Source organism: Streptomyces sp. NPDC047085 (genome assembly GCF_040643735.1).
Taxonomy (GTDB): domain Bacteria; phylum Actinomycetota; class Actinomycetes; order Streptomycetales; family Streptomycetaceae; genus Streptomyces.
This window is the reverse complement of sequence record NZ_JBEYUW010000011.1, coordinates 296,577-322,810: the sequence shown is the minus strand read 5'-3', so window position 1 is coordinate 322,810 and position 26,234 is coordinate 296,577. Positions and strand designations below refer to the sequence as shown.

Below are 26,234 nucleotides of genomic sequence, written 5' to 3'. Positions count from 1 at the left end.
TATTTCCGACGGACGGGGTATCAACATATCTGGCGTTGACTTTTGGCACGCTGTTGAGTTCTCAAGGAACGGTCGCTTCCTTTGTACTCACCCTCTCGGGCTTTCCTCCGGGCGCTTCCCTTCGGTCTTGCGTTTCCGACTCTATCAGATCTTTTCTCGATCCGATTTCCTCGGTGCTTTCCAGGATCCCGCTCTCGCGTTTCCCTTTCCGGCGTTTCCAAATCTATCAGGCTTTTTCCGTCTCTCTGACCACCGATCCGCAGACATGCGGAAGGCGACCCCGAAACAGGATCTGATTGCTTTGGATGCTGCTGAGCGAGCGCGCTTTCGCGCCGCCCCGTCCCAGGCAGGAGTACGACTGTACACGCGGGCTCGGAGCACGTGCAAATCGATTGGGCTGGTGGTCTAGACCACTAGCTGGTAGCTTCTATGCGGAACCGCCACTTCATCTGTCATACGCTGCTGCTCAGTACGCCGTCGGGACTGGCAGTGCCAGCCCGTATGCAGCTCCACTCCTTGGGAGGCTTCCCATGACCACCGTGACGTCCCCTCTCGCTGGACGTGCCATCGGACTGGCCGCAGTGCCGGATCCGGTCTTCTCCGGGGCCATGGTCGGCCCGGGCACTGCGATCGACCCCGCGCGTGACTGCTTCGAGGCCGTGGCGCCCGTGGACGGCGTCATCGTTTCCCTGCACCCGCACGCTTTCGTCGTGGTCGACGAGAGTGGCCACGGCGTGCTGGTCCACCTCGGTATCGACACGGTTCAGCTGAACGGCGAGGGCTTCGAGCTGCTCGTTAGCAAGGGCGACACCGTGGTGCGTGGCCAGGGCATCGTGCGCTGGGACCCCAGCGCGGTCGAGGCCGCCGGCAAGTCGCCGGTGTGCCCGATCGTGGCGCTCGAGGCCACGGCCGAGTCCCTTTCCGCCGTCGTGGACAGCGGCGACGTGAAGACGGGCGACAGTCTCTTCTCCTGGAACTGATCGCCGGGCCGTCGTACGACGGTGTACAGGACAACCACTGCGGCGGCGGGACCCGCCGCACTATCGGAGACGGGTGAGATGGAGACAACGCTGCGAGGCGTCGGCGTGAGCCACGGTGTGGCGATCGGCGAGGTCAGGCACATGGGGACGGCGGTGCTCGAGCCGCCGGCCAAGCAGATCCCGGCCGAGGAGGCGGAGCGCGAGCAGGGACGGGCGCGCCAGGCCGTGGACGCGGTGGCTGCCGACCTGATGGCGCGCGGCAATCTTGCGGGCGGCGAGGCCCAGGCCGTGCTCGAGGCGCAGGCCATGATGGCCCAGGACCCTGAGCTGATGGCGGACGTGGACCGGCGGATCGCCGTCGGCAGCACGGCGGAGCGCGCCGTGTACGACGCGTTCGCGGCCTACCGCGAGCTGCTGGCCGCCGCCGGGGAGTACCTCGCCGGCCGGGTGGCCGACCTCGATGACGTGCGGAACCGTATCGTCGCGCGGCTGCTCGGCGTTCCGATGCCGGGTGTCCCGGACAGTGACGAGCCCTATGTACTGGTGGCCCGTGACCTGGCTCCCGCCGACACGGCGCTGCTGGACCCGACGCTGGTGCTCGGTTTCGTGACCGAGGAGGGCGGGCCCACCAGTCACAGTGCGATCCTGGCGCGTGCGCTGGGCGTTCCGGCCGTCGTGGCGCTGCCGGGTGCCGTCGAGCTGGCCGAGGGAACGGTGATCGCTGTCGACGGCAGCACCGGTGACATCTTCGTCAACCCGACCGAGGAGAAGAAGGCGCAGCTGACGGCCGCGGCTGCCGAGCGCAAGGCCGCGCTGGCCGCCTCGACGGGTCCGGGTGCCACGGCCGACGGGCACAAGGTGCCGCTGCTGGCCAACGTCGGCGGTCCGGCGGACGTCCCGGCGGCCGTGGAGGCCGGTGCCGAGGGTGTCGGTCTGTTCCGTACCGAGTTCCTGTTCCTGGACGACAGCAAGAACGCGCCGTCCGAGGAGAAGCAGGTGGCGGCCTACCGTCAGGTGCTGGAGGCGTTCCCGGAGGGCCGTGTCGTGGTCCGCGTGCTGGACGCGGGGGCCGATAAGCCGCTGGAGTTCCTGACGCCGGCGGACGAGCCGAACCCGGCGCTCGGCGTGCGGGGTCTGCGGACCCTGCTTGACCACCCCGAGGTGCTGCGGACGCAGCTGACCGCGTTGGCGAAGGCCGCCGAGGGGCTGCCCGTCTACCTCGAGGTCATGGCGCCCATGGTGGCGGACCGCGCGGACGCCAAGGCGTTTGCCGACGCCTGCCGGGAGGCCGGGCTGCGGGCGAAGTTCGGCGCGATGGTGGAGATCCCGTCGGCTGCTCTTCGGGCGCGTTCGATCCTGCAGGAGGTCGAGTTCCTGTCGCTGGGCACCAACGACCTCGCGCAGTACACGTTCGCCGCGGACCGGCAGGTGGGTGCGGTGTCGCGGCTCCAGGACCCGTGGCAGCCCGCGCTGCTCGACCTGGTCGCGCTGTCGGCGGAGGGGGCCAAGGCCGAGGGCAAGAGCTGTGGCGTGTGTGGTGAGGCCGCGTCCGACCCGTTGCTGGCCTGTGTGCTGACGGGTCTGGGGGTCACCTCGCTTTCCATGGGGTCGGCGTCGATTCCTTATGTCCGGGCGACGCTGGCGAAGTACACGCTGGCGCAGTGCGAGCGGGCGGCCGCGGCCGCGCGTGCGGCGGACAGCGCCGAGGAGGCGCGGGCCGCGGCTCAGGCGGTGCTCTCCGGCGAGTAGGCGAGAGCCGCACCGCGCGTAGAGGCCATACCGCTCGCATCGCGCGTGTCGCTCGCAAAGGGAGTCGGCTCAGGGGCGTCCCGCCTTCGGGTGGGGCGTCCCTGGCGCGTTCAGTGGTGGTGTCCCGGTTTCGTGCTCTCCTCTCCCAGGTCGGGGGGTGCGCAGTAGTCGACACCGGACTCGGGTGGGATGAGGTCGCCGGATTCGACGTCGGTGCAGTAGGCGTCGAAGACCTCGGAGGCGGTGAGCGGTTCGAGTTCTCCGGCGCGCAGCCGCCAGCCCTGGACGCGGTCGGCGGCGCCGGGGGCGCTGGTGCGCATGACGAGTCCGCCGGGGCTGTGCGTGGCCAGGCCGAGGGCGAGGACGCTGGTGAATTCGAGTGCTTCGGCCTCGTCCAGTTCGACGGTGGCGTCGGTGCCCTCATCCGCGTGGAGGACGGAGATCAGTGTTTCCGGTGGTCCGGAGACGCTGCAGACGAGGTGCCGGTCGCCGGGTGGTGCGGCTTCGAGGATGCGGGTCAGGAGGTCGGACGCGCGGATGAAGGCAGCGCGGCCGATGTCCTCGCCGCAGGAGGAGCAGGGTCCGAGGCGGGTCAGCAGGGTGGTCGCGTACTCCCAGGTGGCCTGTCGTACGGCCTCGTCGACGAGCACCGGCAGAAGTGCCGCGAGGGGCCGGCCATCGTAGGGGATGGTGGGGCCGGTGGCCGCGAGTTCCGCGGTGAACCGGCCGCGGGTGGCCGGTGCTTCCGGGTCGAGGCCGGTGTCCGCGCAGAATGCGGCGTACTCCTCGGGGTCGAAGAGGGCGAGTGTGGTGTGGCTGCCCTGGGCGGCTCGGGTCCTGAGGACGGCCTCCATCTGCTGGAGGTAGGTCAGGTGGTCGTCGAAGGTGAAGCTGCGGTAGCGCCGCATGGCGCGGAAGTCGTGCTCGTCGGTGAGCAGGCCGATCGTGCCCGCGATTTCGCGGCGCAGAACGCGTCGCATGGTCTGCTGGTCGGTGTGCGCCATGTTTCCCCCAATGCGCTGTCGATCAATGCTCACTCACCGTAACCGGCGGCACTGACAATGGGGTGCGCTGGAGCCGGTCGCGGACCAGGCGGTGCTGAATTGCGCAGGTCACGGCGATGGTGGCGCCGAAGACGGTCCAGCCGAGGGGGCCGGTGGCGATGGCCGCGGTGGCGGCGAGCGGGCCGATGCTGCGCTGGGTGGCCTGGGCGAGTCCGTGGACGCCGAGGTAGGCGCCCTGGGCGGTCTCGGGGGCGAGGGCCACGGACAGTTCCCAGGAGACGGTGGCGTGGAGCATTTCGGCGAGGGTGAAGGCGGCGGCCGAGGCGGTGAGCAGGCAGATGGCCTGGAGTGTGCCGCCGGTCGCGGAGAGGGCCAGGGTGATGCCGCCGAGGGCGAAGGCGGCGGAGAGCGGGAGCAGGAGACGGCGGGCGGCCGTTGTGGTGGCGCCGTAGCGGGCCAGTGGCACTTGGAGGCCTACGACCATCACGTTGTTGAGCACGAGCAGCAGGGGTGCGAGGCCGTGCGGTACGCCGTGGCTGTGGGCGATCCAGAGGGGCAGGCCGACTTTGAAGACGGTGTCGTCGAGGGAGAGGACGGTCTCGGTCGCGACGTAGGCGAGGTAGGTGCGGTCGCGCCAGGGGTTGGCGGGCCTGGCGGTGCAGGGTGCGTCCTTGGCGGTGGCGGCGACGCGGCCGGTCGAAGGGGGTTCCGCGCAGGTCAGAGTGAGGAGCGCGACGGCGACGAAGGAGATGCCGTCGCCGGCGAGGAGCCAGCGGTACGCGGTGGTGGTGCCGAGGGTGAGCGCGGCCGCGGCCGCGAGGCCGCCCAGGGCCCAGCCGGCGTTGGAGGCGGTGCGGTTGACGGCTTGGTAGCGGACCCGGTCCGGTCCGGCGACGCGGGTGGCGTAGAGCTTGGTGAGGACACTGGAGGCGCGGTCGCCGAGGCTGCCGACGGCCGAGAAGGCGAGCAGCAGCGGGTAGTGGTCGGTGGTGAGCAGGGCGAACGAGGCAAGGGCGCGCAGGAGTTGGAGTGCGATCAGGACGCGGGTGAGGGGGAAGCGGTCGGCGATGCGGCCGCCCAGCGGCGCGCCTGCGATGCCGATGGCGCCGGAGACCGCGGCGAGCGTGCCGACCTGGGCGACGGAGAGGCCCGAGACGTAGGTGAAGTAGAGAACGGAGACGGACGCCCACAGCCCGCTGCCGATGCGGTCGAGAAAGGCGACGAGAAGCATGCGGCGGCCGTCGCGGCCTCCCGGTATGCGCCGCGGCCGGTCGACGGCCCGGGGCTCCGCTTCCACCGGTTGCCCCTTGACCACTGGCTCCTCCCCCTTGCCCACTGGCTCCCCCTTGCGCTCCGAGTTATGTACTGATACATAATTGACAACGTGGCAACACAATATGAGATCAGTGGTACGACGGCCAAGGGAATTGCCGGATCCGTCGAACGCGGAGTGGCCGAGGGGACGTTGGCGCCCGGAGCCGCACTGCCACCGGTACGGCGGCTCGCGGACGAACTGGGGGTGAGTCCGGGTACGGTCGCGACGGCCTACAAGGAGCTGCGGCGGCGGGGCATCGTCGTCACGCGCGGGCGTGGCGGCACGGTGGTCGCGCCGGCTCCGGCGGTCGCGTCGCGGCGGCCGCCCAAGGTGCCTCAGGGGCTGCGGGACCTGGCCGGCGGGCATCCCGATCCGGAGCTGTTGCCCGCGCTGGTGCCGCCCTCACGGCTCTCCCCCGGCGCCCGCTCCCATCGCTCCAGCCCCCGGCTCGCGCGGCTCGAGGACGCCGTACGTGACTGGCTGAGGGCGGACGGCGTACCCGTGGAGCAGGTGACGTTCGCGCACGGGGCGCTGGATCTGATCGGCCGGGTGCTGTCGGTCGAGCTGCGTCCCGGGGACGGTGTGGCCATGGAGGATCCGGGCTATCACCATCTGCTGGATCTGGTCTCGGCGCTGGGGCTGCGGAACGTCCCGGTCGCGGTGGACGACGAGGGGATGCGTCCGGAGGCGCTGCGGGCGGCGCTGCGGGCCGGTGTGCGAGCGGTCGTGCTCAGTCCGCGGGCGCAGAATCCGTACGGCGGCTGCTTCTCCGTGGCACGCCGGGACGCGCTGGCCGACGTGCTGCGCGAGGCGCCCGAGATGCTCGTGGTGGAGAACGACCACGCCTCCGAGGTGGCCGACGCGGCTCTGCACACGGTGACCGGAGCGGCGCTCGACCGCTGGGTGCATGTGCGGACGGTCAGCAAGTTCCTGGGGACCGACCTGCGGTGGGCAGCCGCCGCGTGCGATCCGGTCACACTGGCCCGGCACGACGGGCGACTGCTGCTGACCTCGGGCTGGGTCAGTCATCTGCTGCAGGAGACGGTGCTCGGCCTGCTGACAGACGACGGCACACGCGCGTTGGTGGCACGCGCGCGTGCGGCGTACGCACAGCGCCGTACGGCCCTGGCCCGGGAGTTGGCCGAGCGGGGCATCGCCTGGCACGGGGCGAGCGGCTTGAACCTGTGGGTGCCGGTGCGGGACGAGTCCGCGGTGGTGAACGGGCTGCGGTCGTACGGCTGGTGGGTGGCGGCCGGGGCCCGGTTCCGGTTGGAGTCCGGGCCCGGTGTGCGCATCTCCACCGCGGGGCTGCGGCCGGCCCAGGCCGTGCGGCTGGCCTCGGACTTCGCCGCCGTGCTGGGCGAGTCCGAGGCCACCTACGGGGGCTGAGGAGCCGGGGCGTCAGGCGTGCTTGCGGGCCAGTTCCTCGTAGAAGCCGAGCAGAGCGAGATTGTCGATGGACCCGGGGTTGACGGCCTTCTCCAGGGGGGTGCCCTGAAGCAGGCGCTTGACCGGTACCTCGATGCGCTTGCCGGTGAGGGTGTGCGGGATGCCGGGCACCTCGATGACCTCGTCGGGCACGTGGCGGGGCGAGAGCTGTTCGCGGATGGCCCGCTTGATGCGGTCCAGGAGCGCGTCGTCGAGGACGGCGCCCGGCGCCAGGTGCACGAACAGGGGCATCCAGTAGCCGCCGTCCGGCTGCTCGATGCCGACGACCAGGGACTCCTTGATCTCGGGCAGGCGTTCGACGACCTCGTAGATGTCGGCCGACCCCATGCGCACGCCCTGGCGGTTGAGGGTGGAGTCCGAGCGGCCGTGGATGATCACGGATCCCCGTGAGGTGAGGGTGATCCAGTCGCCGTGGCGCCATACGCCGGGGTAGGTGTCGAAGTAGCTGTCGTGGTAGCGGCTGCCGTCGGGGTCGTTCCAGAAGTGGATCGGCATCGACGGCATGGGGTTGGTGACGACCAGCTCGCCCACCTCGTCGACCAGGGGCTTGCCGCTCGGGTCCCAGGACTGCAGGTCGGTGCCGAGGCCGGGCGCCTGGAGTTCGCCGGTGTACACCGGGAGGGTCGGTACGGCTCCCGCGAAGCAGGAGCAGACGTCGGTGCCGCCGCTGACGGAGGCGATCCACAGGTCCTCGCGGACCTCGTCGTGCAGCCAGCGGAACCCGTCGGGGGGCAGGGGCGAGCCGGTGGTGGCGACGCACTGGACCTTGGAGAGGTCGAAGTCGCGGGAGGGGTGCACGCCGGCCTTGCGGCAGGCCATGACGTAGGCGGCCGAGGTGCCGTAGAGGGTGGTTCCGGTGCGTTCGGCGACCCGCCACTGGGCACCTGTGTCGGGGTAGCCGGGACTGCCGTCGTACAGGACGATCGTGGTTCCGGTGAGCAGGCCGGAGACGAGGAAGTTCCACATCATCCAGCCGGTCGAGGTGTACCAGAAGAAACGATCCTCGGGGCCGAGGTCGCAGTGCAGGCCGAGCTGCTTGAGGTGCTCGACGAGGATGCCGCCCTGGGACTGGACGATGGCCTTGGGCAGGCCGGTCGTGCCGGAGGAGTACAGCACCCACAGCGGGTGGTCGAAGGGCACCTGCTCGAAGACGGGCTCGGTGTCGGCGCTCGTCAGGGCCGCCCAGTCGAGAGCGCCCTCCGGTGCCTCGGTGCCCAGCAGCGGGATGTGGACGACGGCGCGCAGGGTCGGCAGCTCGCGGCGCAGCTCGGCGACGATGTCCCGGCGGTCGTGCTCCTTGCCGCCGTAGCGGTAGCCGTCGACGGTGAACAGGACGACGGGTTCTACCTGCTGGAAGCGGTCGAGGACGCTGCGGGCGCCGAAGTCGGGGGCGCAGGAGGTCCACACGGCGCCCACGGCGGCCGTGGCGAGGAGGGCGACGACGGCCTCGGAGATGTTCGGGAGGTAGCCGCTGACCCGGTCGCCGGGGCGTACGCCGAGGGCGCGCAGTTCGGCGGCCAGGGAGCCCACCTGACGGCGCAGCTCGGCCCAGGTCACCGGGCGCGCCTCATGGGTCTCGTCGACGTACAGGAGGGCGGGCTCGTCGGGCCGGTCGGCGGCGGCACGCAGGGCGTGCTCGGCGTAGTTGAGGGTGGCTCCGGGGAACCACTGGGCGCCGGGCATCGAGCGGTCGCCGAGCACGCGCGCGTAGGGTGTCGAGAAGCGTACGTCGAACCACTCCGTGACGGCCTTCCAGAAGGTGTCCAGCTCGTCGACGGACCACCGGTGCAGGGCCGGGTAGCCTCCCTCGGCCGGGGCGCCGTGGTGCTCGGCGGCCCATGCCTGGAACTGGGTGATGCGTGCCTGGGCGATCCGCTCGGGATCGGGCTGCCAGAGCGGCTGGAGGTTCGCGGTCGACATGGGGCGGCTCCCGGGCTGTGCGCGTCGTGGGCGTCGGTCCGCGCACGTGCTGGGGTGTGCGCGTGACGCGGCTGACAGGGACGATGCCATGTGATCGACTTCTACACCAGGGTGCGCCCCACATAGTCCGTGTCGTGAAGATGTGGTCCCGGCACGGGTGAACGGCAGTTGAACGACACGCGCGCGTGGGGCGCTCAGTGGCAGGGTGAACAGCATGGACGGTCGTGACCTGGTGCGTTCGGTGAGTGGGGTCGGTGCGGGGAGAGCGGCTCAGGGGGTGCGTACCGTTCGCGCCGCGTGGCGCAGGAGGCGGATCGACGCCGCGGGGCTGCCGCCTCGGGGTGCCGAGCGTGCGCGGGTCCCGGGGCAGGTGCGGGAAGCGGAGCCGGGGCCCGGGGGCGGTCTGATCCGTTTCGCCCGGTCCGAGCTGAGGATCACCGTCGCGGTCAACGGGGCCGTCTTCTGGGGCTGGGACGGAGCGGGGCCTGAGCCGTCGTACGCGCTGGCCCAAGGCTGTCCCGAGCCGGATCCGCGGGCGGTGCTGGAGCCGGACAAGGACGGCGGCTGGCGGGTCGTGGCGGAGCGGGTGACGGTGGTCGTCTCGCGGCACGGCGCGGTGGAGGTGTGCACGCCCGGCGGGGTGATGCTGCGGCGGGACCTGCCGCCACGCTGGTGGGAGCCGGTGGGCGGGGGCGTGGCGCGGTGGATGCAGCGGTCCGAGGTGGCCGCGGACGCCCGGTTCTTCGGGTTGGGCGGGCGCGCGTCGGGGCCCCGGCTGCGGGACGGCACGTACCGGCTGTGGAACACGGACCCGGGGCGCGCGTTCGGCCCGGACGAGGATCCGCTCTACCTGACCATGCCGGTGCAGCTGGTGGTGGCCGACGCCGCGCCGCACCTGGTGTTCCACGACACGACGTGGGACGGCACGGTGACCCTGCGGGAGGGTGAGGAGGGTGCCGGGTCCGGGCACGACCGGGCGGGGCGCTGCGAGGTGCGCATGGACGGTGGTCCGCTGCGCTGCTGGGTGATGGTCGGCACCCCCGCGCGCGTGCTGCACACCTGGGCCTCGCTGACCGGGGCGCCCGCACTGCCGCCTGCGTGGGCGCTGGGCCACCATCACGCGCGCTGGGGCTTCGGCAGCGAGCAGGAGGTGCGCCGGATCGTCGCGGGCTACCAGGAGCGCGGTCTGCCGCTGGACGCCGTCCACCTGGACATCGACCACTACGAGGACCATCAGGTGTTCACCGTCGACCAGGAGCGCTTCGCCAAGCTTCCGGTGCTCGCCGACGAGCTGCGCCGGGACGGGATCCGGCTGGTGTCGATCGTCGATCCGGCGGTGAGGGCGGCTCCGGGCAACGCGGTGTACGACAGCGGGTCGGCCGTGGACGCCTTCGTCCGGGACGCCTCGGGGCGGACCGTGCGGGGCGAGGTGTGGGCCGGTGAGTCGGTCTTCCCGGATTTCACGCACGCGCGCGTACGTGACTGGTGGGGCGGGCTGTACCAGGAGCGGCTGGGGCAGGGCTTCGCGGGGTTCTGGCACGACATGAACGAGCCGACGTCGTTCAGCGCGTTCGGTGAGTCGACCCTGCCGCGTTCGGCCCGGCACGCCCTGGAGGGGCGCGGGGGCGACCACCGGGAGGCGCACAACGTGTACGGGCTCTGCATGGCCAGGGCGGCCTACGAGGGGCTGAGCGAGCTGTCGCCCCAGGAGCGGCCGTTCGTGTTCTCCCGGGCCGGCTGGGCGGGCATGCAGCGCTACGGGGGCACGTGGTCGGGGGACGTGGCGACGGGCTGGCCGGGGCTGCGGGCGTCCCTGTCGCTGGTGCTGGGGCTCGGTCTGTGCGGGGTGCCGTACTCGGGGCCGGACGTGGGTGGTTTCGACGGGAGTCCGTCGCCGGAGCTGTATCTGCGGTGGTTCCAGATGGCTGCGTACCTGCCGCTGTTCCGTACGCACGCGAGTCTGCGGGCGGGGCGCAGGGAGCCGTGGGAGTTCGGGCCTCAGGTGCTGGAGCACGCGCGCGTGGCGCTGCTCGAGCGCCGGCGTCTGCTGCCGTACTTCGTCACGCTGGCGCACCTGGCCCGGCGGACCGGGGCGCCCTATGTGCGGCCATTGTGGTGGAGGTCGCCGGAGGACCGCGCGCTGCGTGACTGCGGGGACGCGTTCCTGCTCGGCGACAGTCTCCTCGTGGCCCCGGTCCTGGACCCCGGTGCCGACCGGCGCGCGGTGCAGCTGCCGCGGGGCCGCTGGTACGACACGGTGACGGAGGAGGCGTACGAGGGTCCGGCGCAGGTTCTGGTGGACGCGCCGCTGTCGCGGATTCCGGTGCTCGCGCGCGCGGGTGCGGTCGTTCCGGTCCGCGGCGCGGACGGCGGGCTGGAGCTGGAGGTGTGGGCGCCCGCCCGGGGACGGACCGGGGGCGGGCTGGTGGTGCCGGACGCGGGCGACGGCTGGGACGAACCGGAGATCGAGCGCTACGTCGCCCGCCGGCAGGGCCGGCAGGTGGTGGTCACCCGGGAGGGGGAGGACGGCGCGGTCGAACCGTCCTGCCCGGTGCGGGTACGGGGCCTCGGCTGAGCGTGGGGCTCAGACGTACCGGCCCTCGAACCAGGCCCGCACCGCCGCGGTGTGCAGCGGGAAGGCGAGTTCCTCGGGCCTGCGCAGCAGGTGCCAGCCCTCGGTCTCGTCCGTCGCGGCGGACGTCGGCAGCCCTTCGACCGGGCGTTCCGGGAGGACTCCGAACAGCAGCAGGTGCCCGTCCGGCGAGCTCATGGCGTCCACGAGCCGCACGTCGCGGGCGGCCGCTTCGATGCCCGTCTCCTCCTTGAGTTCGCGGACGACGGCCTGCTTCCAGTCCTCCCGGTCGTCGATGTAGCCGCCGGGCAGTGCGATGCCGCCGCGCGCGGGGGCGACGGTCCGGGTGATGACGACCAGGGCCGTGCCCTTGGTGTCGTACACGGGCTGCAGCGCGATCGCGACGGGCAGCGGGTTGCGGTAGGCCACGGCGCCGCAGGACGGGCAGGTGCGCGGCCAGCCGGAGATGCCCTCCCCATAGGGCGCTCCGCAGCTCGAACAGTGTGAGTCAGGCGCGGAGTTGGCAGTTGAGTGCTGAATTTCGGACACGCGCGGACTGTATCCGATCAAAGGAAGGACGTCTTCCGCCAGCGGGCCGCACGGGACGATCAGAATCCGGAGGAGCCGCCGGAACCACCCCCGTCGGCCCCGGCAGCCCCTCCTGTTACCACGACGCAGGGAGAGGCCCGATGGTTCACCGGCGCGGCCTGCCGATTTTCGGTTGCCCGTGGCACACTTCTGACGATTCGTCAGATCGCTGCATGGGGAGGGGCCTTGTCGCGTACACGCACACCATCGGTCTCCGGCTGGTTCACCGGTGAAGGGGACGCCTTCCGGCTTCTCGGCACCCGATGCTCGTCGTGCGGCACGGTCTTCTTCCCGCGCGAGGACCTCCACTGCCGCAATCCGCGCTGCGCGGGCGGCGCCCTGGAGGAGGTCCCGCTGTCACGCAGGGGCCGGATCTGGTCGTACACCGACAGTCGCTATCGCCCTCCGTCACCCTTTGTGAGCAATCCGGAACTTCCGTGGGAGCCGTACGCGTTGATCGCGGTGGAGCTGGAGTCCGAGCGGATCGTGGTGCTGGGACAGGCGGCTCCCGGGGTCACCGTCGCCGATCTGACGGTGGGCATGGAGGTGGAGGTCGTCCCCGGAGTGCTCCACGAGGACGCGGAGACGACCTGGACGACCTGGAACTGGCGGCCTGCGGGGGTGAGGGCATGACGGCGGACGTGGCGGTGCTCGGCGTCGGCATGCACCCCTGGGGCAAGTGGGGGCGCGGCTTCGTGGAGTACGGGACGGCGGCTGCCCGCGCGGCACTCGCGGACGCGGGCCTCGACTGGACGGACGTCGGCTCGATCGTCGGCGCGGACACGGTCCGTGGCGGATATCCGGGGTACGTGGCGGGCGCGACGTTCGCCAAGGCCCTGGGCTGGCAGGGCGCCAGGGTCGCCAGCGTGTATGCGGCGTGCGCCTCCGGCGCGCAGGCGATCGCGGCGGCCCGGGCGCAGATCCTCGGGGGGCTCGCGGACGTCGTTCTCGTGGTGGGGGCGGACGCCGCGCCGAAGGGGTTCTTCCGGCCCGCCGGCGGTGAGCGCCCCGACGATCCGGACTGGCTGCGCTTCCGGCTGCTGGGCGCGACGAATCCGGCGTACTTCGGGCTGTACGCACGCCGGCGGATGGCGGTGCACGGAGACACCCCGGAGGACTTCGCGCTGGTCAAGGTCAAGAACGCCGCCCAGGGGGCGTTGAATCCGTACGCGCGCTACCGCAAACGGGTCACGGCCGAGGAGGTCGCGGGCTCGGCGGTGGTCGCCGATCCGCTGCGGCTGCTCGACATCTGCGCGACGTCCGACGGCGGCGCGGCGCTGGTGCTGTCGAACCTGGACTTCGCGCGCCGGCACGGGGCGGCACGACCGGTGCGCATCCGGGCGGTGTCGACGGTGACCCCCCGCTTCCCGAACACGGTGCTGGATCTGCCGGACATCGCCACCGACTCCGCGGCCACGGTGGCACCCCTGGACGAGACCTTCAGGGCATCCATAGCCCGCACCGCCTACGAGGAGGCGGGCATCGGCCCCGAGGACCTGTCCCTGGCCGAGGTGTACGACCTGTCCACGGCGCTGGAACTGCAGTGGTACGAGGACCTGGGGCTGTGCGGCGAGGGCGAGGGCGCGAAGCTGCTGCGGGAGGGCGCGACGGCCCCGGGCGGCCGCATACCCGTCAACACCAGCGGCGGTCTCGCCTCCTTCGGCGAGGCGGTGCCGGCCCAGGCGATCGCCCAGGTCTGCGAGGTGACCTGGCAGTTGAGAGGAGCCGCGGGCGACCGCCAGGTGACCGGCGCGCGGGTGGGGATCACGGCGAACCAGGGGCTGTTCGGGCACGGTTCATCGGTGGTCGCGGTGCGCTGAGCACCCCCGGGAGAGGGGCCGTGACGGGAGGGACGCAGGAGCATTTCCACGCTGTGTGACCACCCCGGAATCCTGCGTGAACGTCTTATGAACTGCGCCTGGGCGTATGCGGGCGGCGCCATCATGCTCCCGTGCACTCCTGGACGGATACTCTCCGCTTCGCCTTCCAACCGGTGGTCAATCTGACGACCGGCGCGATCGCCGCACTGGAGATACTCGCCCGCCCGGAGACCGGCGACATCCTGGCCGAAGCCCGTCGTGACCCCGAACTCGATGGCAGGCTGGCCGTGTTGGCGCTCCGCGCGGCGACTCGCAAGGAGACGCTGCTGCCACTGCATCTGAACGTGTTCGCGGCCACGCTCGCCGACCTCGGGGGACTCACTCTGCTGCACGACGCCGTCCGGGCGGCGGGCCGGATGCCGTGGGAGGTGACGCTCGACATCGTGCCGCCCTACACGCACGTGCCGCAGCCCGCGCTGCTGGAGGCGGTGAACACACTGCGCGAGCAGGGCTTCCGCATCAGCGCGGACGGCATCGGCGACGGGGACGTACCCCTGAGGCTGCTCACCGACCTCTGCCCCGACCTGGTCAAACTCGACGCCTCGCTGCTGGCCCGGCCGGCGGCGGTACGGGCCATGAGGACGCTCTGCGAACAGCTGGGCGCCCTGGTGGCTGTGGAGGGCGTAGAGACCGAACTGCAGTGCGCCGCCGCGCTGACGGCCGGTGCACAGCTGGCCCAGGGCGAGCTGTTCGCGCCGCCGGCCCGGATCCCGGTGGCGGACGTATACATTCCGCCCCGCTCCCCCGGCGCCGTGGCCGTGCCCCGGTCCGGGCCGTCGATACGGGAGTTCGTGCGCCCCGCCGCCGTCCTGCCGCTGAATGCTTCGGCCGGGCAGGTACGGGCGCTGCTGACCGGCTCGCCGGACATCTCCGGCGTGCTCCTCGTGGACCAGGCCGGGATCCCGGTCCGGTCGGTGCACCGGTCGCGTTTCCTGCTGTCGTTGTCCGGCCGGTACGGGCACGCCCTGTACGCGGACCGGCCGGCCTTCAAGCTCGGCGACGCACCGCGCACGGTCGGGGTCGACGCGACGGCCTGGGAGGTGCTGGACGTGGTGGCGGTCGGCGGCCGAGGCCGCACCTCGGACGATGTGGCGGTCGTCGACCGTCACGGCCGCTGCGTGGGTGTCGTACGGCTCGCGGACCTCGTGCGGGCGCTGGCCGAGACCCGCGTGGAGGAGGCGGCCGGGCTCAACCCGCTGACGCGGCTGCCCGGTTCGGACGCCATCACCAGCGAGGTCGACCGGCACATCGCCGACGGGCGGACCTTCGCGCTGAGCTGGCTGGACATCGACCACTTCAAGCAGGTCAACGACGGTTCCGGGTTCGCGGCGGGCGACGAGCTGATCCGCTCGGTGGGGCAGGCGCTGCAGGCCGCCGTGGCCGGGCCCGCGCGCGTGGGCCACATCGGCGGCGACGACTTCCTGGTGCTGGCCGAGGAGGAGGCGCTCGGTCCGCTGGTGTCCGCCGTGCTGGACGCACCGTGGTCGGCGGGCGGCCGCCCCGTCACGATGTCCCTGGCCACCGTCGTGTGCGGGCCCGGCAGCGTGGCGGACCACCGGCAGGCCGCCGCCCAGCTCGCACCGCTGAAGAAGGCGGCGAAGGCGCTGCACGGCGCCTCCTGGGTGCTGGGGCGGGCGGGCCTGCCCGGGCATGAGATCCGGCGCGGCTCCGGGGCGGCACCCGCCCCGGCGGGATACGCGACGGCCGAGCCGCTCGGCTGAACCTCCCTGCCGCGAACGGCCGTTGATCACTCGCCCGTGGCATGGAGCCGAGGGCCGAGGGCTCCGGACAACCGCTGTCATCGTTGCCGTCGGCGACCTTGACGGTCCCCGAGTGCCGGTGAACACTTCCGGGTGTCAGCCGACATCGCCGTACATTCTCGGCGTCATCAGCCACGCGCCACGGGCCTTTCTCCTGCTCAACGGCCCGTCCCCCATGGGCGATCCGGCTGCGACGGCACGCTCGTCACGGACGCCGGGCGGGGCACGGGACCTCCTGCCTTCGGCTGAAGTCGCCAAGAAACCGTTCCTGCACGGAGGGCCGGGGCCGATCCCCCGACCGGCGCCAAGGGAGCCGCCATGAGCAATGGAGACATTTTCGTCGGCGAAGTCATCGGCACCGCGATCCTGATCCTCTTCGGTGCCGGCGTCTGCGCCGCCGTCACCCTCAGGTACTCCAAGGCACGCGCCGCGGGGTGGATCGTCATCGCGTTCGGATGGGGATTCGGCGTGCTGGCGGGCGCGTACACCGCCGCACCGCTCTCCGGTGGCCAGCTCAACCCCGCGGTCACCATCGGCATCGCCGTTGACACCGGAAAGTGGGGCAAGGTCTGGGTCTATCTGCTGGGCCAGGTGGTCGGCGCCATGCTCGGTGCCGTCCTCGCCTACCTGGTGTATCTCGCCCAGTTCCAGGCCAACGTCCGCAAGGAGGGCGGCAGCGAGGGCGACGCCGACGAACCGGTGGCCACCCTCGGCATCTTCTCCACCATCCCGGAGATCCGGAACCCGGTCGCCAACCTCATCACCGAGATCATCGCGACGATCGCGCTCGTGCTGCCGATCCTCGCCTTCGGGCTGACCAAGGGGCTCGGCGAGTCCGGCACCGCGGTGCTGGTCGTCTCGCTGCTGGTCGTCGGCATCGGCTGCTCCCTCGGCGGGCCCACCGGCTACGCCATCAACCCCGCACGTGACCTCGGCCCGCGCATCGTGCACACCTTCCTGCCCATCCCGAACAAGGGCACGTCCGACTGGGGTTACGCCTGGATCCCGGTCGCCGGCCCGCTGATCGGCGGGGCACTCGCGGGCCTCGTCTACAACGCCGCCTTCTGACCCAGCGACCCGACCCAGCGACCCAGGGACAGCCATGACGGACACCGCCGAGAAGTACGTCGCCGCCATCGACCAGGGCACCACGTCCAGCCGCTGCATCATCTTCGACCACGGCGGCGCGATCGTCGCCGTGGACCAGCGCGAGCACCGCCAGATCTTCCCCAAGCCCGGCTGGGTGGAGCACGACGCCACCGAGATCTGGTCCAAGGTGCAGGCCGTGGTGGCCGGCGCGCTCGCCAAGGCCGGGCTGCGCGCCGACCAGCTCAGCGCCCTCGGCATCACCAACCAGCGGGAGACCACCGTCCTGTGGGACCGCGCCACGGGCAAACCCGTCCACAACGCGATCGTGTGGCAGGACACCCGTACGGCGGCCCTGTGCCACGAACTGGGCGGCAGCGACGGACAGGACCGCTTCCGCGAACAGACCGGACTGCCCCTGGCCAGCTACTTCTCCGGGCCCAAGGCGGCCTGGCTGCTGGACAACGTGCCCGGTCTGCGCGACCGCGCCGAACGCGGCGAGATCGCCTTCGGCACCATCGACTCCTGGCTCATCTGGAACCTCACCGGCGGCACGGACGGCGGCCGGCACGTCACCGACGTCACCAACGCCGGCCGCACCATGCTGATGAACCTGGACACCCTCCAGTGGGATCCCGCCATCCTCTCCGCGATGAACGTGCCCGCGGCGGTCCTGCCCGATATCAGGTCCTCCGCCGAGGTGTACGGCACCGCCGTCGGCCAGCTCGACGGAGTGCCCGTGGCCTCGGCGCTGGGCGACCAGCAGGCCGCCGTGTTCGGGCAGGCCTGCTACGACGTCGGCACCGCGAAGAACACCTACGGCACCGGCAGCTTCCTGCTGCTCAACACCGGAAACCGGCCGGTGCCGTCCAAGAACGGGCTGCTGACGACGATGGGCTACAAGATCGGCGACGAGGCGCCGGTGTACTGCCTGGAGGGGTCCATAGCGATAACGGGCGCTCTGGTCCAGTGGTTCCGCGACCAGCTCGGGATCATCCGCACCGCCGACGAGATCGAGACCCTGGCGGCGAGCGTCGAGGACAACGGCGGGGCCTACATCGTGCCCGCCTTCTCGGGACTGTTCGCCCCCTACTGGCGCTCCGACGCCCGCGGGGTCGTCACGGGGCTCACCCGGTACGTCACCAAGGCACACCTCGCGCGCGCGGTGCTGGAGGCGACCAGCTGGCAGACGCGAGAGGTCGTGGACGCCATGTACCAGGACTCCGGCGTGCAGATCACGACGCTCAAGGTCGACGGCGGCATGACCAAGAACAACCTGCTCATGCAGCACCAGGCGGACGTCCTCGGGGTGCCGGTGATCCGGCCCCGGGTGTCCGAGACCACCTGCCTGGGCGCCGCCTACGCGGCCGGCCTGGCGACGGGCGTGTGGAACGACCTCGACGAGCTGAAGTCGCACTGGCAGAAGGACGCGGAGTGGACGCCGGCGATGGAGGCGTCCGTGCGCGACCGCGAGTACCGCAACTGGCGCAAGGCCGTGGAGAAGAGCTTCGGCTGGCTGGAGGACGGCGACGAGTAGACGAGCGGTGACGTGAGCGCGCGGCACGCGCGCGTGGGACATCCATGAGCCCGCGCGCGTGGGCGCCGCCGTAGGACCACGGCCCGTACCCCGGTCGGCGGGGGTACGGGCCGTGCCCGTGCGGTCAGGTGGTGACGGCCGGGCGGCGGTGGGCGGCGTACGCCATCGCGTGCTGCACGACTCCGATGAGGACGTCCTTGACCGACTCCCGCTCGCGGGCGTCGCACAGCAGCACGGGGACGTCCTCGTCCAGATCGAGCGCCCTGCGGACCGTCTCGGCAGGGTAACGGTCCGCGCCGTCGAAGCAGTTGACGCCGACGAGGAAGGGTATGGAGCGCCGCTCGAAGTAGTCGACGGCGGCGAAGCAGTCCTCCAGGCGGCGCGTGTCGGCGAGGACCACGGCGCCGAGCGCGCCCTCGGACAGCTCGTCCCACATGAACCAGAAGCGTTCCTGCCCGGGCGTGCCGAACAGGTAGAGCACCAGGTCCTCGCGCAGGGTGATGCGGCCGAAGTCCATGGCCACGGTGGTCGTGTGCTTGCCCTCCACGCCGCTGGTGTCGTCGACCGGGCGCCCGGCCTCGGTCAGTGACTCCTCGGTGCGCAGCGGCCGGATCTCGCTGACCGCGCCGACGAGGGTCGTCTTGCCGACGCCGAAGCCGCCGGCCACCAGGATCTTGAGCGTGACGGGCTCGACCGGGGGCTTGCCGCGCTCAGAACGCCCGAGGATCATCGGTCTCTTCTCCTGCTTGATGGGAATCGGGCGACGGCCGGCCGTAGCCGCCGCCACCGGGGGTTTCGATGACCAGTACGTCGTCGGGGCCGACGTCCGCGGAACCGCTTCCGCCGAGATCGGTGACCGTGCCGTCGGTCCGCTCCACCCGGTTGGCGCCGAGCGCCCCGGGCGCGCCGCCCGCCATGCCGTACGGCGGCACGCGCCGGTGCTGGGAGAGCGTGGAGACGGTCATGGGTTCCAGGAAGCGGATGCGGCGCACGGCACCGTTCCCGCCGCGCCGGCGTCCGGCGCCGCCGCTGTCCGGCCGGACGGCGAACTCCTCGAGCCGGACGGGCAGCCGCCATTCCAGGACTTCGGGGTCGGTGAGCCGCGAGTTGGTCATGTGGGTCTGTACGACGTCGGCGCCGGCGAAGTCCTCACCCGCTCCGGATCCGGAGGCGACGGTCTCGTAGTACTGGTGGCGGTCGTTGCCGAAGGTGACGTTGTTCATGGTTCCGGAGCCCTCGGCCTGGACGCCGAGCGCGGCGTAGAGGGCGCCGGTGATGGCCTGGGAGGTCTCCACGTTGCCCGCGACGACGGCGGCGGGAGGCTCGGGGGCGAGCATCGAGCCGGGCGGCACGACGATGTCCAAGGGGCGCAGGCAGCCGTCGTTGAGCGGGATGTCGTCGGCGACCAGGGTGCGGAAGACGTACAGGACGGCCGCGTTGACGACCGAGAACGGGGCGTTGAAGTTGGTGTCGAGCTGCGCCGAGGTGCCGGTGAAGTCGATGGTGGCGTGGCGGGCGGCCCGGTCGACGCGCACGCGGACGCGGATGACGGCGCCGGAGTCCGTCTCGTAGGCGTACTCGCCGTCGTCCAGGGCGTCGATGACGCGGCGGACCGCCTCCTCGGCGTTGTCCTGCACGTGCCGCATGTAGGCCTGGACGACGTCGAGGCCGAACTCCTCGATCATGCGGCGGACTTCGTCGACGCCCTTCCGGTTGGCGGCGATCTGGGCGCGCAGGTCGGCGAGGTTGGTACGGACGTTACGGGAGGGGTGCGGCGCCTCGGTGAGCAGGCGGCGGGTCTCCTCCTCGCGGAAGCGGCCGTTCTGGGCGAGCAGCCAGTTGTCGAAGAGGACGCCCTCCTCCTCGATGGTGCGGCTGTTGGCCGGCATGGAGCCGGGGGCGATCCCGCCGATCTCGGCGTGGTGGCCACGTGAGGCGACGTAGAAGAGGATCTTCGGCTCACTCTCACTCTCCGTGTCCTGCGGGGAGTCGGTGTCGAAGACCGGGGTGATCACGGTGACGTCGGGCAGGTGGGTGCCGCCGTGGTACGGGTCGTTGACGGCGTAGGTGTCGCCCGGTCGCATCTCGGTGCCGCGGCGGCGGATGACCTCTTTGACGCTGGTGCCCATGGAGCCCAGGTGGACGGGGATGTGGGGCGCGTTGGCCACCAGGTTTCCGTCCGGGTCGAACAGGGCGCAGGAGAAGTCCAGCCGCTCCTTGATGTTCACGGACTGGGCCGTGGACTCCAGCCGGGCGCCCATCTGTTCGGCGATGGACATGAACAGGTTGTTGAAGACCTCGAGCAGAACGGGATCGACTTCTGTGCCGATGTCGGAACTCTCCGTGACCGCCACGCGTTCCATGACCAGATGCCCGTCGTCGGTCGCCGCGGCCCGCCAGCCGTCGTCGACGACGGTGGTGGCGCCGGCCTCGGTGATGATCGCGGGGCCGGTGACGGTCTCGCCGGGAGGAAGGGCCTCGCGGTGATGGAGGGGTACGTCGCGCCAGGCACCGCCGGTGTGGAGGCGGACGGTGTCGGGGGCGGCGGGGTTGCCCTCGTAGGGGGCGAGGGCGGAGAGATCGGGGGGTGCGGTGATGCCGGTGGCTTCGACGGAGAGGGCTTCGACGACGATCGGACGGTCGAGGGTGAAGGAGTAGGTGTCGCGATGACGTTCTTCGAAGGCGTGCTTCATGGTGCCGGGCTCGGTCAGCTCGACGGTCAGTGTGGTGTCGGTGCCGTCGTAGCGGAGCTGGGCGCGGCGGACGACCTCGATGCGGTCCTCCGGGACGTCCTCGGCGAGGAGTTCGGCGCGGGCGGCGCCCTCCAGGTCGTCGGCGGTCTTGCGGATGCCGGGCATCGAGGATGCCTCCAAGGAGGCCTCGACCGACTGTTCCCGCATCGCCGTGGTGTCGGCGAGGCCGATGCCGAGCGCGGAGAGGACACCGGCCATGGGGGGTACGAGGACGGTGCGGATGCCGAGCGAGTCGGCGACCATGCACGCGTGCTGGCCGCCCGCCCCGCCGAAGGTGGTGAGGGCGTAACGGGTGACGTCGTGGCCCTTCTGGACGGAGATCCGCTTGACGGCGTTGGCGATGTTGGCGACGGCGATCTGCAGGAATCCCTCGGCCACCTGCTCCGGGGTGCGGTCGTCGCCGGTCCGTTCGCGGATCTCGCGGGCGAGGGCGGTGAACCGGTCGTGGACGACGGTGTCGTCGAGGGGCTGGTCGCCGTCGGGGCCGAACACCGGGGGGAAGTGGGCGGGTTGGATCCGCCCGAGCATCACATTGGCGTCGGTGACGGTGAGCGGGCCTTCCGCGCGGTAGCAGGCGGGTCCGGGGTCGGCGCCGGCCGAGTCGGGGCCCACGCGGTAGCGGGAGCCGTCGAAGTGCAGGATCGAGCCGCCGCCCGCGGCGACGGTGTGGATGTCCAGCATCGGGGCGCGCAGCCGGACGCCCGCGATCTGGGCGGTGAAGACGCGCTCGTACTCGCCGGCGAAGTGGGAGACGTCGGTGGAGGTGCCGCCCATGTCGAAGCCGATGACGCGGTCGAAGCCGGCGCGCTGCGACATGCGGGCCATGCCGACGATCCCGCCGGCCGGCCCGGACAGGATGGCGTCCTTGCCGCGGAACTGACCGGCCTCGGCGAGCCCGCCGTTGGACTGCATGAACATCAGCCGCACATCCCGCAGCTCGTCGGCGACGTGCCGCACGTAGCGGCGCAGCACCGGCGACAGGTAGGCGTCGACGACGGCGGTGTCCCCGCGCGGTACCAGCTTCATCAGCGGGCTGACCTCGCTGGACAGCGAGATCTGCGGGAAGCCGATGCGCTCGGCGAGATCACCGATCGCGCGCTCGTGGGCGGGGTGCAGGTGGCTGTGCAGACAGACCACGGCGACCGAGCGGATCCCGTCGTCGTAGGCCCCCCGGAGCGGGCCCTCCAGCGCGTCCAGGTCGGGGGCCCGCAGGACGGTGCCGTCGGCGGCGATGCGTTCGTCGACCTCGACCACCCGCTCGTACAGCAGCTCGGGCAGTTCGATGCGGCGGGCGAAGATGCGGGGGCGGTTCTGGTAGGCGATCCGCAGGGCGTCGCGGAAGCCGCGCGTGATCACCAGGAGCGTGCGCTCGCCCTTGCGTTCCAGCAGCGCGTTGGTGGCGACGGTGGTGCCCATGCGGACGGCGTCGACGGGCTCCTCGGAGCCCCCGAGGAGTTCGCGCACACCGGCGACGGCCGCGTCGGCGTACCGGGCGGGGTTGTCGGACAGCAGTTTGTGTGTGAACAGCCGGCCGTCCGGGCGACGCGCGACGATGTCGGTGAAGGTGCCGCCTCGGTCGACCCAGAACTGCCAGCCTGTCACGTCACTACTCCGCTTCCGCGCCGGTCACAGCGCCCGGAGGCCGTTGATCACATCGCGCAGAATACTCTCGTCCGGCAGCTCGGCCGGGGGGACCGGGCGCGTCACATGAACGAGTTCGGCGTCCACGAGGTCTCCGACGAGGACCCGCACGACGCCGATGGGCAGGTCGAGTTCCGCGGCGATTTCGGCGACGGACTGCGGGTCCGTACGGCAGAGTCCGACGATCTCCACGTGCTCCGGGGCGAGCGTCGGGTCCGCCTCCGGATCGCCCGCGCCGGGCTCCGTGACGACCACCGCGATCAGGTCGAGACGGTGCTGGCCGGCACTGGTGGTGCGGCCGCGTGTCATGGCGTACGGACGGACGACCGGTCCGGCCTCGTCATCGAACCAGTGGCTTGTTCCCTGACCGTCTGCGCTCATGTCATCCCACTACCCGCCTGCGGGCAGATCGGTGCGCGGAGCGGCACCCAGATGCACGCCGACCCGCTTGACCAGGAGCGTCATCTCATAGGCGACCTGCCCGACGTCGGAGTCGGCGTCCGAGAGGACCGCGAGGCAGCTGCCGTCACCGGCTGCGGTCACGAACAGGAAGGCGTCGTCGAGTTCGACGACGGTCTGCCGGACCGCGCCCGCGTCGAAGTGGCGGCCCACGCCCTTGGCGAGGCTGTGGAAGCCGGACGCTACGGCGGCCAGGTGCTCGCTGTCCTCCCTGGTCAGGTCCTTGGACACCCCCGTGGCCAGGCCGTCGCCGGAGAGCACGACGGCCTTGCGGATGCTCGCGACGCGGTCGACGAGGTCGTCGAGGAGCCAGTTCAGCTCCCCCTTGTTCGTCGCCGAGTGGTCGGTCACCTTCGGTGCGGTCATCGACCGTCCCCCTTAGTCGTTCCTTGTGCTGAGCCGTTACGGGCCCCGTCGCCCGCGGCGTTCTCCTCACGGCCACGCTGCCAGCCGCGCTGGAGCGACGCCATGCGGCTGCGGACCTCGTCGGCGTCGCGATCGGTCGCCCGGTCCGCGGGTTCGGTGCGCCGTTCGGGGTCCTTCTTGAGCTGCGGGGCCAGGCTGGCCTGGCGGACGCGCCGGGGCAGCGGGCCGGTGCCGGTTCCGGGCCCGGGGGTCGCGTCGCCGGTGGGCGGGGTGCCGGCGCCCGGGCCGCCTTCGGAGGCGGCCGCCGGGGGCGGGGTCCGTCGGGGCAGGGCCGGGACCTGGGAGGTCTCGTCCGGGCCGGCCAGGGGCGTCGGGGGGCGGTCGTCGACAGCCGCCGGGCGCAGATCGGCCGGTATCGGGCGCTCTTCGACGCGATCGGCACGGTCTGCGCGGCCGGCCGCTCGGCGTACCGCGTCGCCGCGGCGGCGGGAGGGCAGCGGGGGCGGTCCGCCCGGGTCGGAGCGGCGCTGGCCGGCTTCGGGCGGCTCGCCCAGGCCGCCACGCCGGGGCCGCTGCTCGGTGACGGGCTTGCCGTGCGAGCTGACCAGCTTGGGGGTCCCCCGCCGGGGCAGCGGTACAGGGCCCAGGAGACGGTCGTCTGCCTCGGTGTCCTCCGCGCTTCGGGAGAACGGCTGCTGGAGCGGTTCGGCAGGCCGGACGGCGGCCCGGTCGTCGGCGGGGGCGAGGGGACGGCGGGGGCGGAACAGTCCGCCGCGCTCGCTGTCGTCGTCCGTCAGGGCGCCGGGGAAGTCGTCGAGGGCGTCGAGGTCCACCGGTGCCTCCAGTTCGACCGGGCCGTCCAGCAGGGAGGTCGGCAGGCCGGGCAGCGCGGGTGCCTGCGACCCGGCGACGGTGCGGCCGGACGACTGCCTGGCGTGCTTGGCGGACCGGTCCCGGTCGAGGCGGAAGCCGACGCCGTTGGTGTCCGGCACGTCGTCGGTCAGCAGCGCGTCGGGGATGAAGACGACGGCGGTGGTGCCGCCGTAGGGGGACGGCTGGAGGGAGACCCGGACGTTCTGTCGCTGGGCGAGCCGGCTGACCACGAACAGGCCGAGCCGGTCGGTGTCGGACAGCTCGAACTCGGGGGTCTCGGCGAGCCGGAGGTTGGCGTCCAGCAGGGCCTCGGCCGTCATGCCGAGACCGCGGTCGTGGATCTCCAGGGTGAAGCCGTTGGCGACCCGCTCGCCGAGGACCTGGACGGCGGTGTGCGGGGGCGAGAAGACCGTGGCGTTCTCCAGGAGTTCGGCCACGAGATGGGTGAGGTCGGCGACGGCGGGGCCGGTGACGGCGACGCGAGCCAGACGCCGGACCTCGACGCGCTCGTAGTCCTCGACCTCGGCGACGGCGGCCCGCACGATGTCCATCAGCTGCACGGGGCGGCGCCACTGCCGCGACGGCGCGGCGCCGGAGAGGATCACCAGGCCCTCGGCGTGCCGGCGCATGCGGGTGGTGAGGTGGTCCAGGCGGAAGAGGTCGGCGAGTTCGTCGGTGTCCTCGGTCCGGCGTTCCATGGTGTCGAGCAGGGTGAGCTGCTTGTGCAGCAGCACCTGGCTGCGGCGGGCGAGGTTGACGAAGACCTCGGAGACGCCGGCCCGCAGTTCGGCCTGCTTGACGGCGGCCTCGACGGCGGCACGCTGGAGGGTGTTGAGGGCCTGGCCGACCTCGCCGATCTCGTTCTTGTCGTACTCCAGCCGGGGTACCTCGGTCTCGACGTCGACTTGTTCCCCGGTGGACAGGCGGCGCATGACACTGGGCAGCCGCACCCCGGACGCCTCGTGCGCCTCCAGGCGCAACTGCCGCAGGTCGCGGATCAGGCTGCGGCCGATGCGTACGGACAGGACGATGGAGAGCAGGACGGCGACGAGACCGAGGAGGCCGGCGACGGCCGCCTGCGCGATGACGCTGACGGCCACGGGACGCATGCGGTCCTGGAAGCGGTCGCCGACCTGGTCGTCGAGGGTGCCGAGTTCGTCGAGGACGCTTGCCGCGGCGGAGTCCCAGCTCTGGGCGGAGACGCCGCGGAGGGTGCCGGAGTCGGTGCGGACGACGGTCTTCTCGGCCGAACGCAGCGGTGCGGTGGTGGCGTTGCTCCAGAACCGTTCGTAGCGTTCGCGCTCGGCGGCGGGCAGCAGCGGCCGGCTGATGTCGTACAGGAGGGTGCGCTGGGCGACGAGGTCGGAGATGTCTCGGGTCTCGTCGTGCGAGAGCCTGCCGACCACCAGCGCGGAGCCGAGCAGGGCGTCCTCGCGGGAGAGCAGTTCACGGGCGCGGCTGATGTTCACCAGCGCGCCGGCCTGCTTGTCCATCTGGACGTCGTCGATGGTGTCGAGGGCCGCGAGGAGGGAGAAGCAGGGGTCGACGAGGCGGTTGTAGAGGTTGTAGGCCTGGGCGCGGGTGACCGTGCGCTCCTCGACGCTGCGGCGCAGCGAGTCGAGGCCGTCGAAGGCGTCCAGGACGGTGGTGAGGCGCTCGCTGTCGTCCGCGTCCAGCCCGTCGACGATGTCGTGGTCCTTGGCGTTCGCGCGGATCCTGGTGATGGCGTGGTCGCTGGCGGTGCGGGTGCGGTGCAGCGCGGACAGGGCGTCGGCGGCGCGCGGGTCGGCGAGGTAGACGAGGGTCTGGCGGCGCTCCTGCTGCAGGACGCGGACGGTGTCCTCGGTGGGGTAGCCGATGTCCTGGACGGTGTCGGACACCCGGAAGAGCTGGGCGACTTCACGCCCTGTGAGCACCGTGGCGAAGCCCCAGATGACGGTCAGGGACACCAGCGGCACGAGAAGCAGCGCCACGATCTTCCGGCGGATCGACTTCCCGCGAAAGCGCATGGCCTCCCCCAGCTCGACCCCCGCCGGCCGGGGGTACACATGTGCGTCAACAAACGGCGCGAGCCTACTACCGCCTCACAGTTAACTCGAAGACTTGTCCGGAGGCTGAACTTCCGCATCAGCGGCGAGACATGGCGAGTTGTCCGGGCATTGCGGGAGATTGTCCCCGTCATGCGTGGCCCCTGGGGGATGCCGACCGAAGCGGTACAGACAGTCGGTTGGCCGGAATTTTTCGCAAGATGGGAATCTTCGAGGAGAGTTGTTCGTCCTTCTCTATGGGAAATGGGGGCGGA

General features: G+C 71.7%; 18 protein-coding genes. 9 read left to right on the top strand and 9 right to left on the bottom strand.

Translation table 11 applies throughout. The features are described 5' to 3' along the window. The first annotated feature begins 530 nt into the window (after positions 1–530). Together ABZ865_RS32000 and ptsP are read left to right on the top strand one after the other, a co-directional pair. Complete coding sequence (locus tag ABZ865_RS32000; protein WP_361238055.1) at positions 531–980, top strand: PTS glucose transporter subunit IIA; 450 nt, start codon at positions 531–533, stop codon at positions 978–980. 78 nt (positions 981–1,058) lie between these two features. Further along, entirely contained in the window at positions 1,059–2,729 is a 1,671-nt protein-coding gene (gene ptsP, locus ABZ865_RS31995) for a phosphoenolpyruvate--protein phosphotransferase (protein ID WP_361238052.1), read from the top strand. A 110-nt stretch (positions 2,730–2,839) separates the two neighbouring features. On the opposite strand, the gene ABZ865_RS31990 is transcribed toward ptsP, so the two are convergent. Together ABZ865_RS31990 and ABZ865_RS31985 are read right to left on the bottom strand one after the other, a co-directional pair. Further along, positions 2,840–3,733, bottom strand: coding sequence for a hypothetical protein (locus tag ABZ865_RS31990; protein WP_361238049.1), 894 nt, complete (start codon positions 3,731–3,733; stop codon positions 2,840–2,842). Positions 3,734–3,755: 22 nt separating this feature from the next. Continuing rightward, positions 3,756–5,030: an MFS transporter gene (locus ABZ865_RS31985; RefSeq protein WP_361238046.1), complete on the bottom strand. Its 1,275-nt coding sequence runs from the start codon at positions 5,028–5,030 to the stop codon at positions 3,756–3,758. Positions 5,031–5,117: 87 nt separating this feature from the next. Here ABZ865_RS31985 and ABZ865_RS31980 point away from each other — a divergent pair, with 87 nt between their 5' ends. After that, the gene (locus ABZ865_RS31980; RefSeq protein WP_361238043.1) at positions 5,118–6,437 is read left to right on the top strand and encodes an aminotransferase class I/II-fold pyridoxal phosphate-dependent enzyme; all 1,320 of its coding nucleotides are present in this window, start codon (positions 5,118–5,120) and stop codon (positions 6,435–6,437) included. Between the two features lie 12 nt (positions 6,438–6,449). Here the strand turns inward: ABZ865_RS31980 and ABZ865_RS31975 are convergent, their stop codons facing one another. Further along, the gene (locus ABZ865_RS31975) at positions 6,450–8,417 is read right to left on the bottom strand and encodes an acetoacetate--CoA ligase (RefSeq protein WP_361238040.1); all 1,968 of its coding nucleotides are present in this window, start codon (positions 8,415–8,417) and stop codon (positions 6,450–6,452) included. A gap of 214 nt (positions 8,418–8,631) precedes the next feature. Between ABZ865_RS31975 and ABZ865_RS31970 the strand changes: the two genes are divergently transcribed. Then, a complete protein-coding gene (locus tag ABZ865_RS31970; RefSeq protein ID WP_361238037.1) occupies positions 8,632–10,992 on the top strand; it encodes a glycoside hydrolase family 31 protein in 2,361 nt (786 codons plus the stop codon). Positions 10,993–11,001: 9 nt separating this feature from the next. Here ABZ865_RS31970 and ABZ865_RS31965 read toward each other — a convergent pair whose 3' ends face one another. After that, positions 11,002–11,538, bottom strand: coding sequence for an NUDIX domain-containing protein (locus ABZ865_RS31965; protein ID WP_361238033.1), 537 nt, complete (start codon positions 11,536–11,538; stop codon positions 11,002–11,004). Positions 11,539–11,763: 225 nt separating this feature from the next. Here ABZ865_RS31965 and ABZ865_RS31960 point away from each other — a divergent pair, with 225 nt between their 5' ends. The 5 genes from ABZ865_RS31960 (at position 11,764) to glpK (ending at position 17,840) form a co-directional block, all read left to right on the top strand. Then, positions 11,764–12,210, top strand: a complete 447-nt coding sequence (locus ABZ865_RS31960; RefSeq protein WP_361238030.1) for a zinc ribbon domain-containing protein — start codon at positions 11,764–11,766, stop codon at positions 12,208–12,210. After that, a complete protein-coding gene (locus tag ABZ865_RS31955; protein WP_361238028.1) occupies positions 12,207–13,397 on the top strand; it encodes a lipid-transfer protein in 1,191 nt (396 codons plus the stop codon). The genes ABZ865_RS31960 and ABZ865_RS31955 overlap by 4 nt, the downstream gene beginning before the upstream one ends. Before the next feature lie 131 nt (positions 13,398–13,528). Continuing rightward, positions 13,529–15,178, top strand: coding sequence for a GGDEF domain-containing protein (locus tag ABZ865_RS31950; RefSeq protein ID WP_361238025.1), 1,650 nt, complete (start codon positions 13,529–13,531; stop codon positions 15,176–15,178). Between the two features lie 357 nt (positions 15,179–15,535). Beyond that, positions 15,536–16,285 (top strand): MIP/aquaporin family protein, encoded by a 750-nt coding sequence (locus tag ABZ865_RS31945; RefSeq protein WP_361238022.1) that lies wholly within the window; start codon positions 15,536–15,538, stop codon positions 16,283–16,285. A gap of 34 nt (positions 16,286–16,319) precedes the next feature. After that, entirely contained in the window at positions 16,320–17,840 is a 1,521-nt protein-coding gene (gene glpK, locus ABZ865_RS31940) for a glycerol kinase GlpK (protein ID WP_361238020.1), read from the top strand. A 124-nt stretch (positions 17,841–17,964) separates the two neighbouring features. Here the strand turns inward: glpK and ABZ865_RS31935 are convergent, their stop codons facing one another. The 5 genes from ABZ865_RS31935 to ABZ865_RS31915 are packed head-to-tail and all read right to left on the bottom strand — an operon-like array spanning position 17,965 to position 25,941. Then, positions 17,965–18,570, bottom strand: coding sequence for an ATP/GTP-binding protein (locus ABZ865_RS31935; RefSeq protein ID WP_361238017.1), 606 nt, complete (start codon positions 18,568–18,570; stop codon positions 17,965–17,967). Then, on the bottom strand, positions 18,551–22,195 hold the full coding sequence (locus ABZ865_RS31930) for a hydantoinase B/oxoprolinase family protein (protein ID WP_361238015.1): 3,645 nt from the start codon (positions 22,193–22,195) through the stop codon (positions 18,551–18,553). Before ABZ865_RS31930 ends, ABZ865_RS31935 begins: the two co-directional genes overlap by 20 nt. Positions 22,196–22,219: 24 nt before the next feature. After that, entirely contained in the window at positions 22,220–22,615 is a 396-nt protein-coding gene (locus ABZ865_RS31925) for a DUF742 domain-containing protein (RefSeq protein WP_361238012.1), read from the bottom strand. 9 nt (positions 22,616–22,624) lie between these two features. Beyond that, positions 22,625–23,059 carry a roadblock/LC7 domain-containing protein gene (locus ABZ865_RS31920; protein ID WP_361238010.1) on the bottom strand — a complete coding sequence of 145 codons (435 nt, stop codon included), beginning with the start codon at positions 23,057–23,059 and terminating at the stop codon, positions 22,625–22,627. Continuing rightward, positions 23,056–25,941 carry a nitrate- and nitrite sensing domain-containing protein gene (locus ABZ865_RS31915; RefSeq protein ID WP_361238007.1) on the bottom strand — a complete coding sequence of 962 codons (2,886 nt, stop codon included), beginning with the start codon at positions 25,939–25,941 and terminating at the stop codon, positions 23,056–23,058. The genes ABZ865_RS31920 and ABZ865_RS31915 overlap by 4 nt, the downstream gene beginning before the upstream one ends. Positions 25,942–26,234: the final 293 nt, after the last annotated feature.

Coding starts and splice junctions, on each gene's coding strand:
- ABZ865_RS32000 (WP_361238055.1), top strand. CDS start 531: ATGACCACCGTGACGTCCCCTCTCGCTGGACGTGCCATCGGACTGGCC.
- ptsP (WP_361238052.1), top strand. CDS start 1,059: ATGGAGACAACGCTGCGAGGCGTCGGCGTGAGCCACGGTGTGGCGATC.
- ABZ865_RS31990 (WP_361238049.1), bottom strand. CDS start 3,733: ATGGCGCACACCGACCAGCAGACCATGCGACGCGTTCTGCGCCGCGAA.
- ABZ865_RS31975 (WP_361238040.1), bottom strand. CDS start 8,417: ATGTCGACCGCGAACCTCCAGCCGCTCTGGCAGCCCGATCCCGAGCGG.
- ABZ865_RS31970 (WP_361238037.1), top strand. CDS start 8,632: ATGGACGGTCGTGACCTGGTGCGTTCGGTGAGTGGGGTCGGTGCGGGG.
- ABZ865_RS31955 (WP_361238028.1), top strand. CDS start 12,207: ATGACGGCGGACGTGGCGGTGCTCGGCGTCGGCATGCACCCCTGGGGC.
- ABZ865_RS31945 (WP_361238022.1), top strand. CDS start 15,536: ATGAGCAATGGAGACATTTTCGTCGGCGAAGTCATCGGCACCGCGATC.
- glpK (WP_361238020.1), top strand. CDS start 16,320: ATGACGGACACCGCCGAGAAGTACGTCGCCGCCATCGACCAGGGCACC.
- ABZ865_RS31935 (WP_361238017.1), bottom strand. CDS start 18,570: ATGATCCTCGGGCGTTCTGAGCGCGGCAAGCCCCCGGTCGAGCCCGTC.
- ABZ865_RS31925 (WP_361238012.1), bottom strand. CDS start 22,615: ATGAGCGCAGACGGTCAGGGAACAAGCCACTGGTTCGATGACGAGGCC.
- ABZ865_RS31920 (WP_361238010.1), bottom strand. CDS start 23,059: ATGACCGCACCGAAGGTGACCGACCACTCGGCGACGAACAAGGGGGAG.
- ABZ865_RS31915 (WP_361238007.1), bottom strand. CDS start 25,941: ATGCGCTTTCGCGGGAAGTCGATCCGCCGGAAGATCGTGGCGCTGCTT.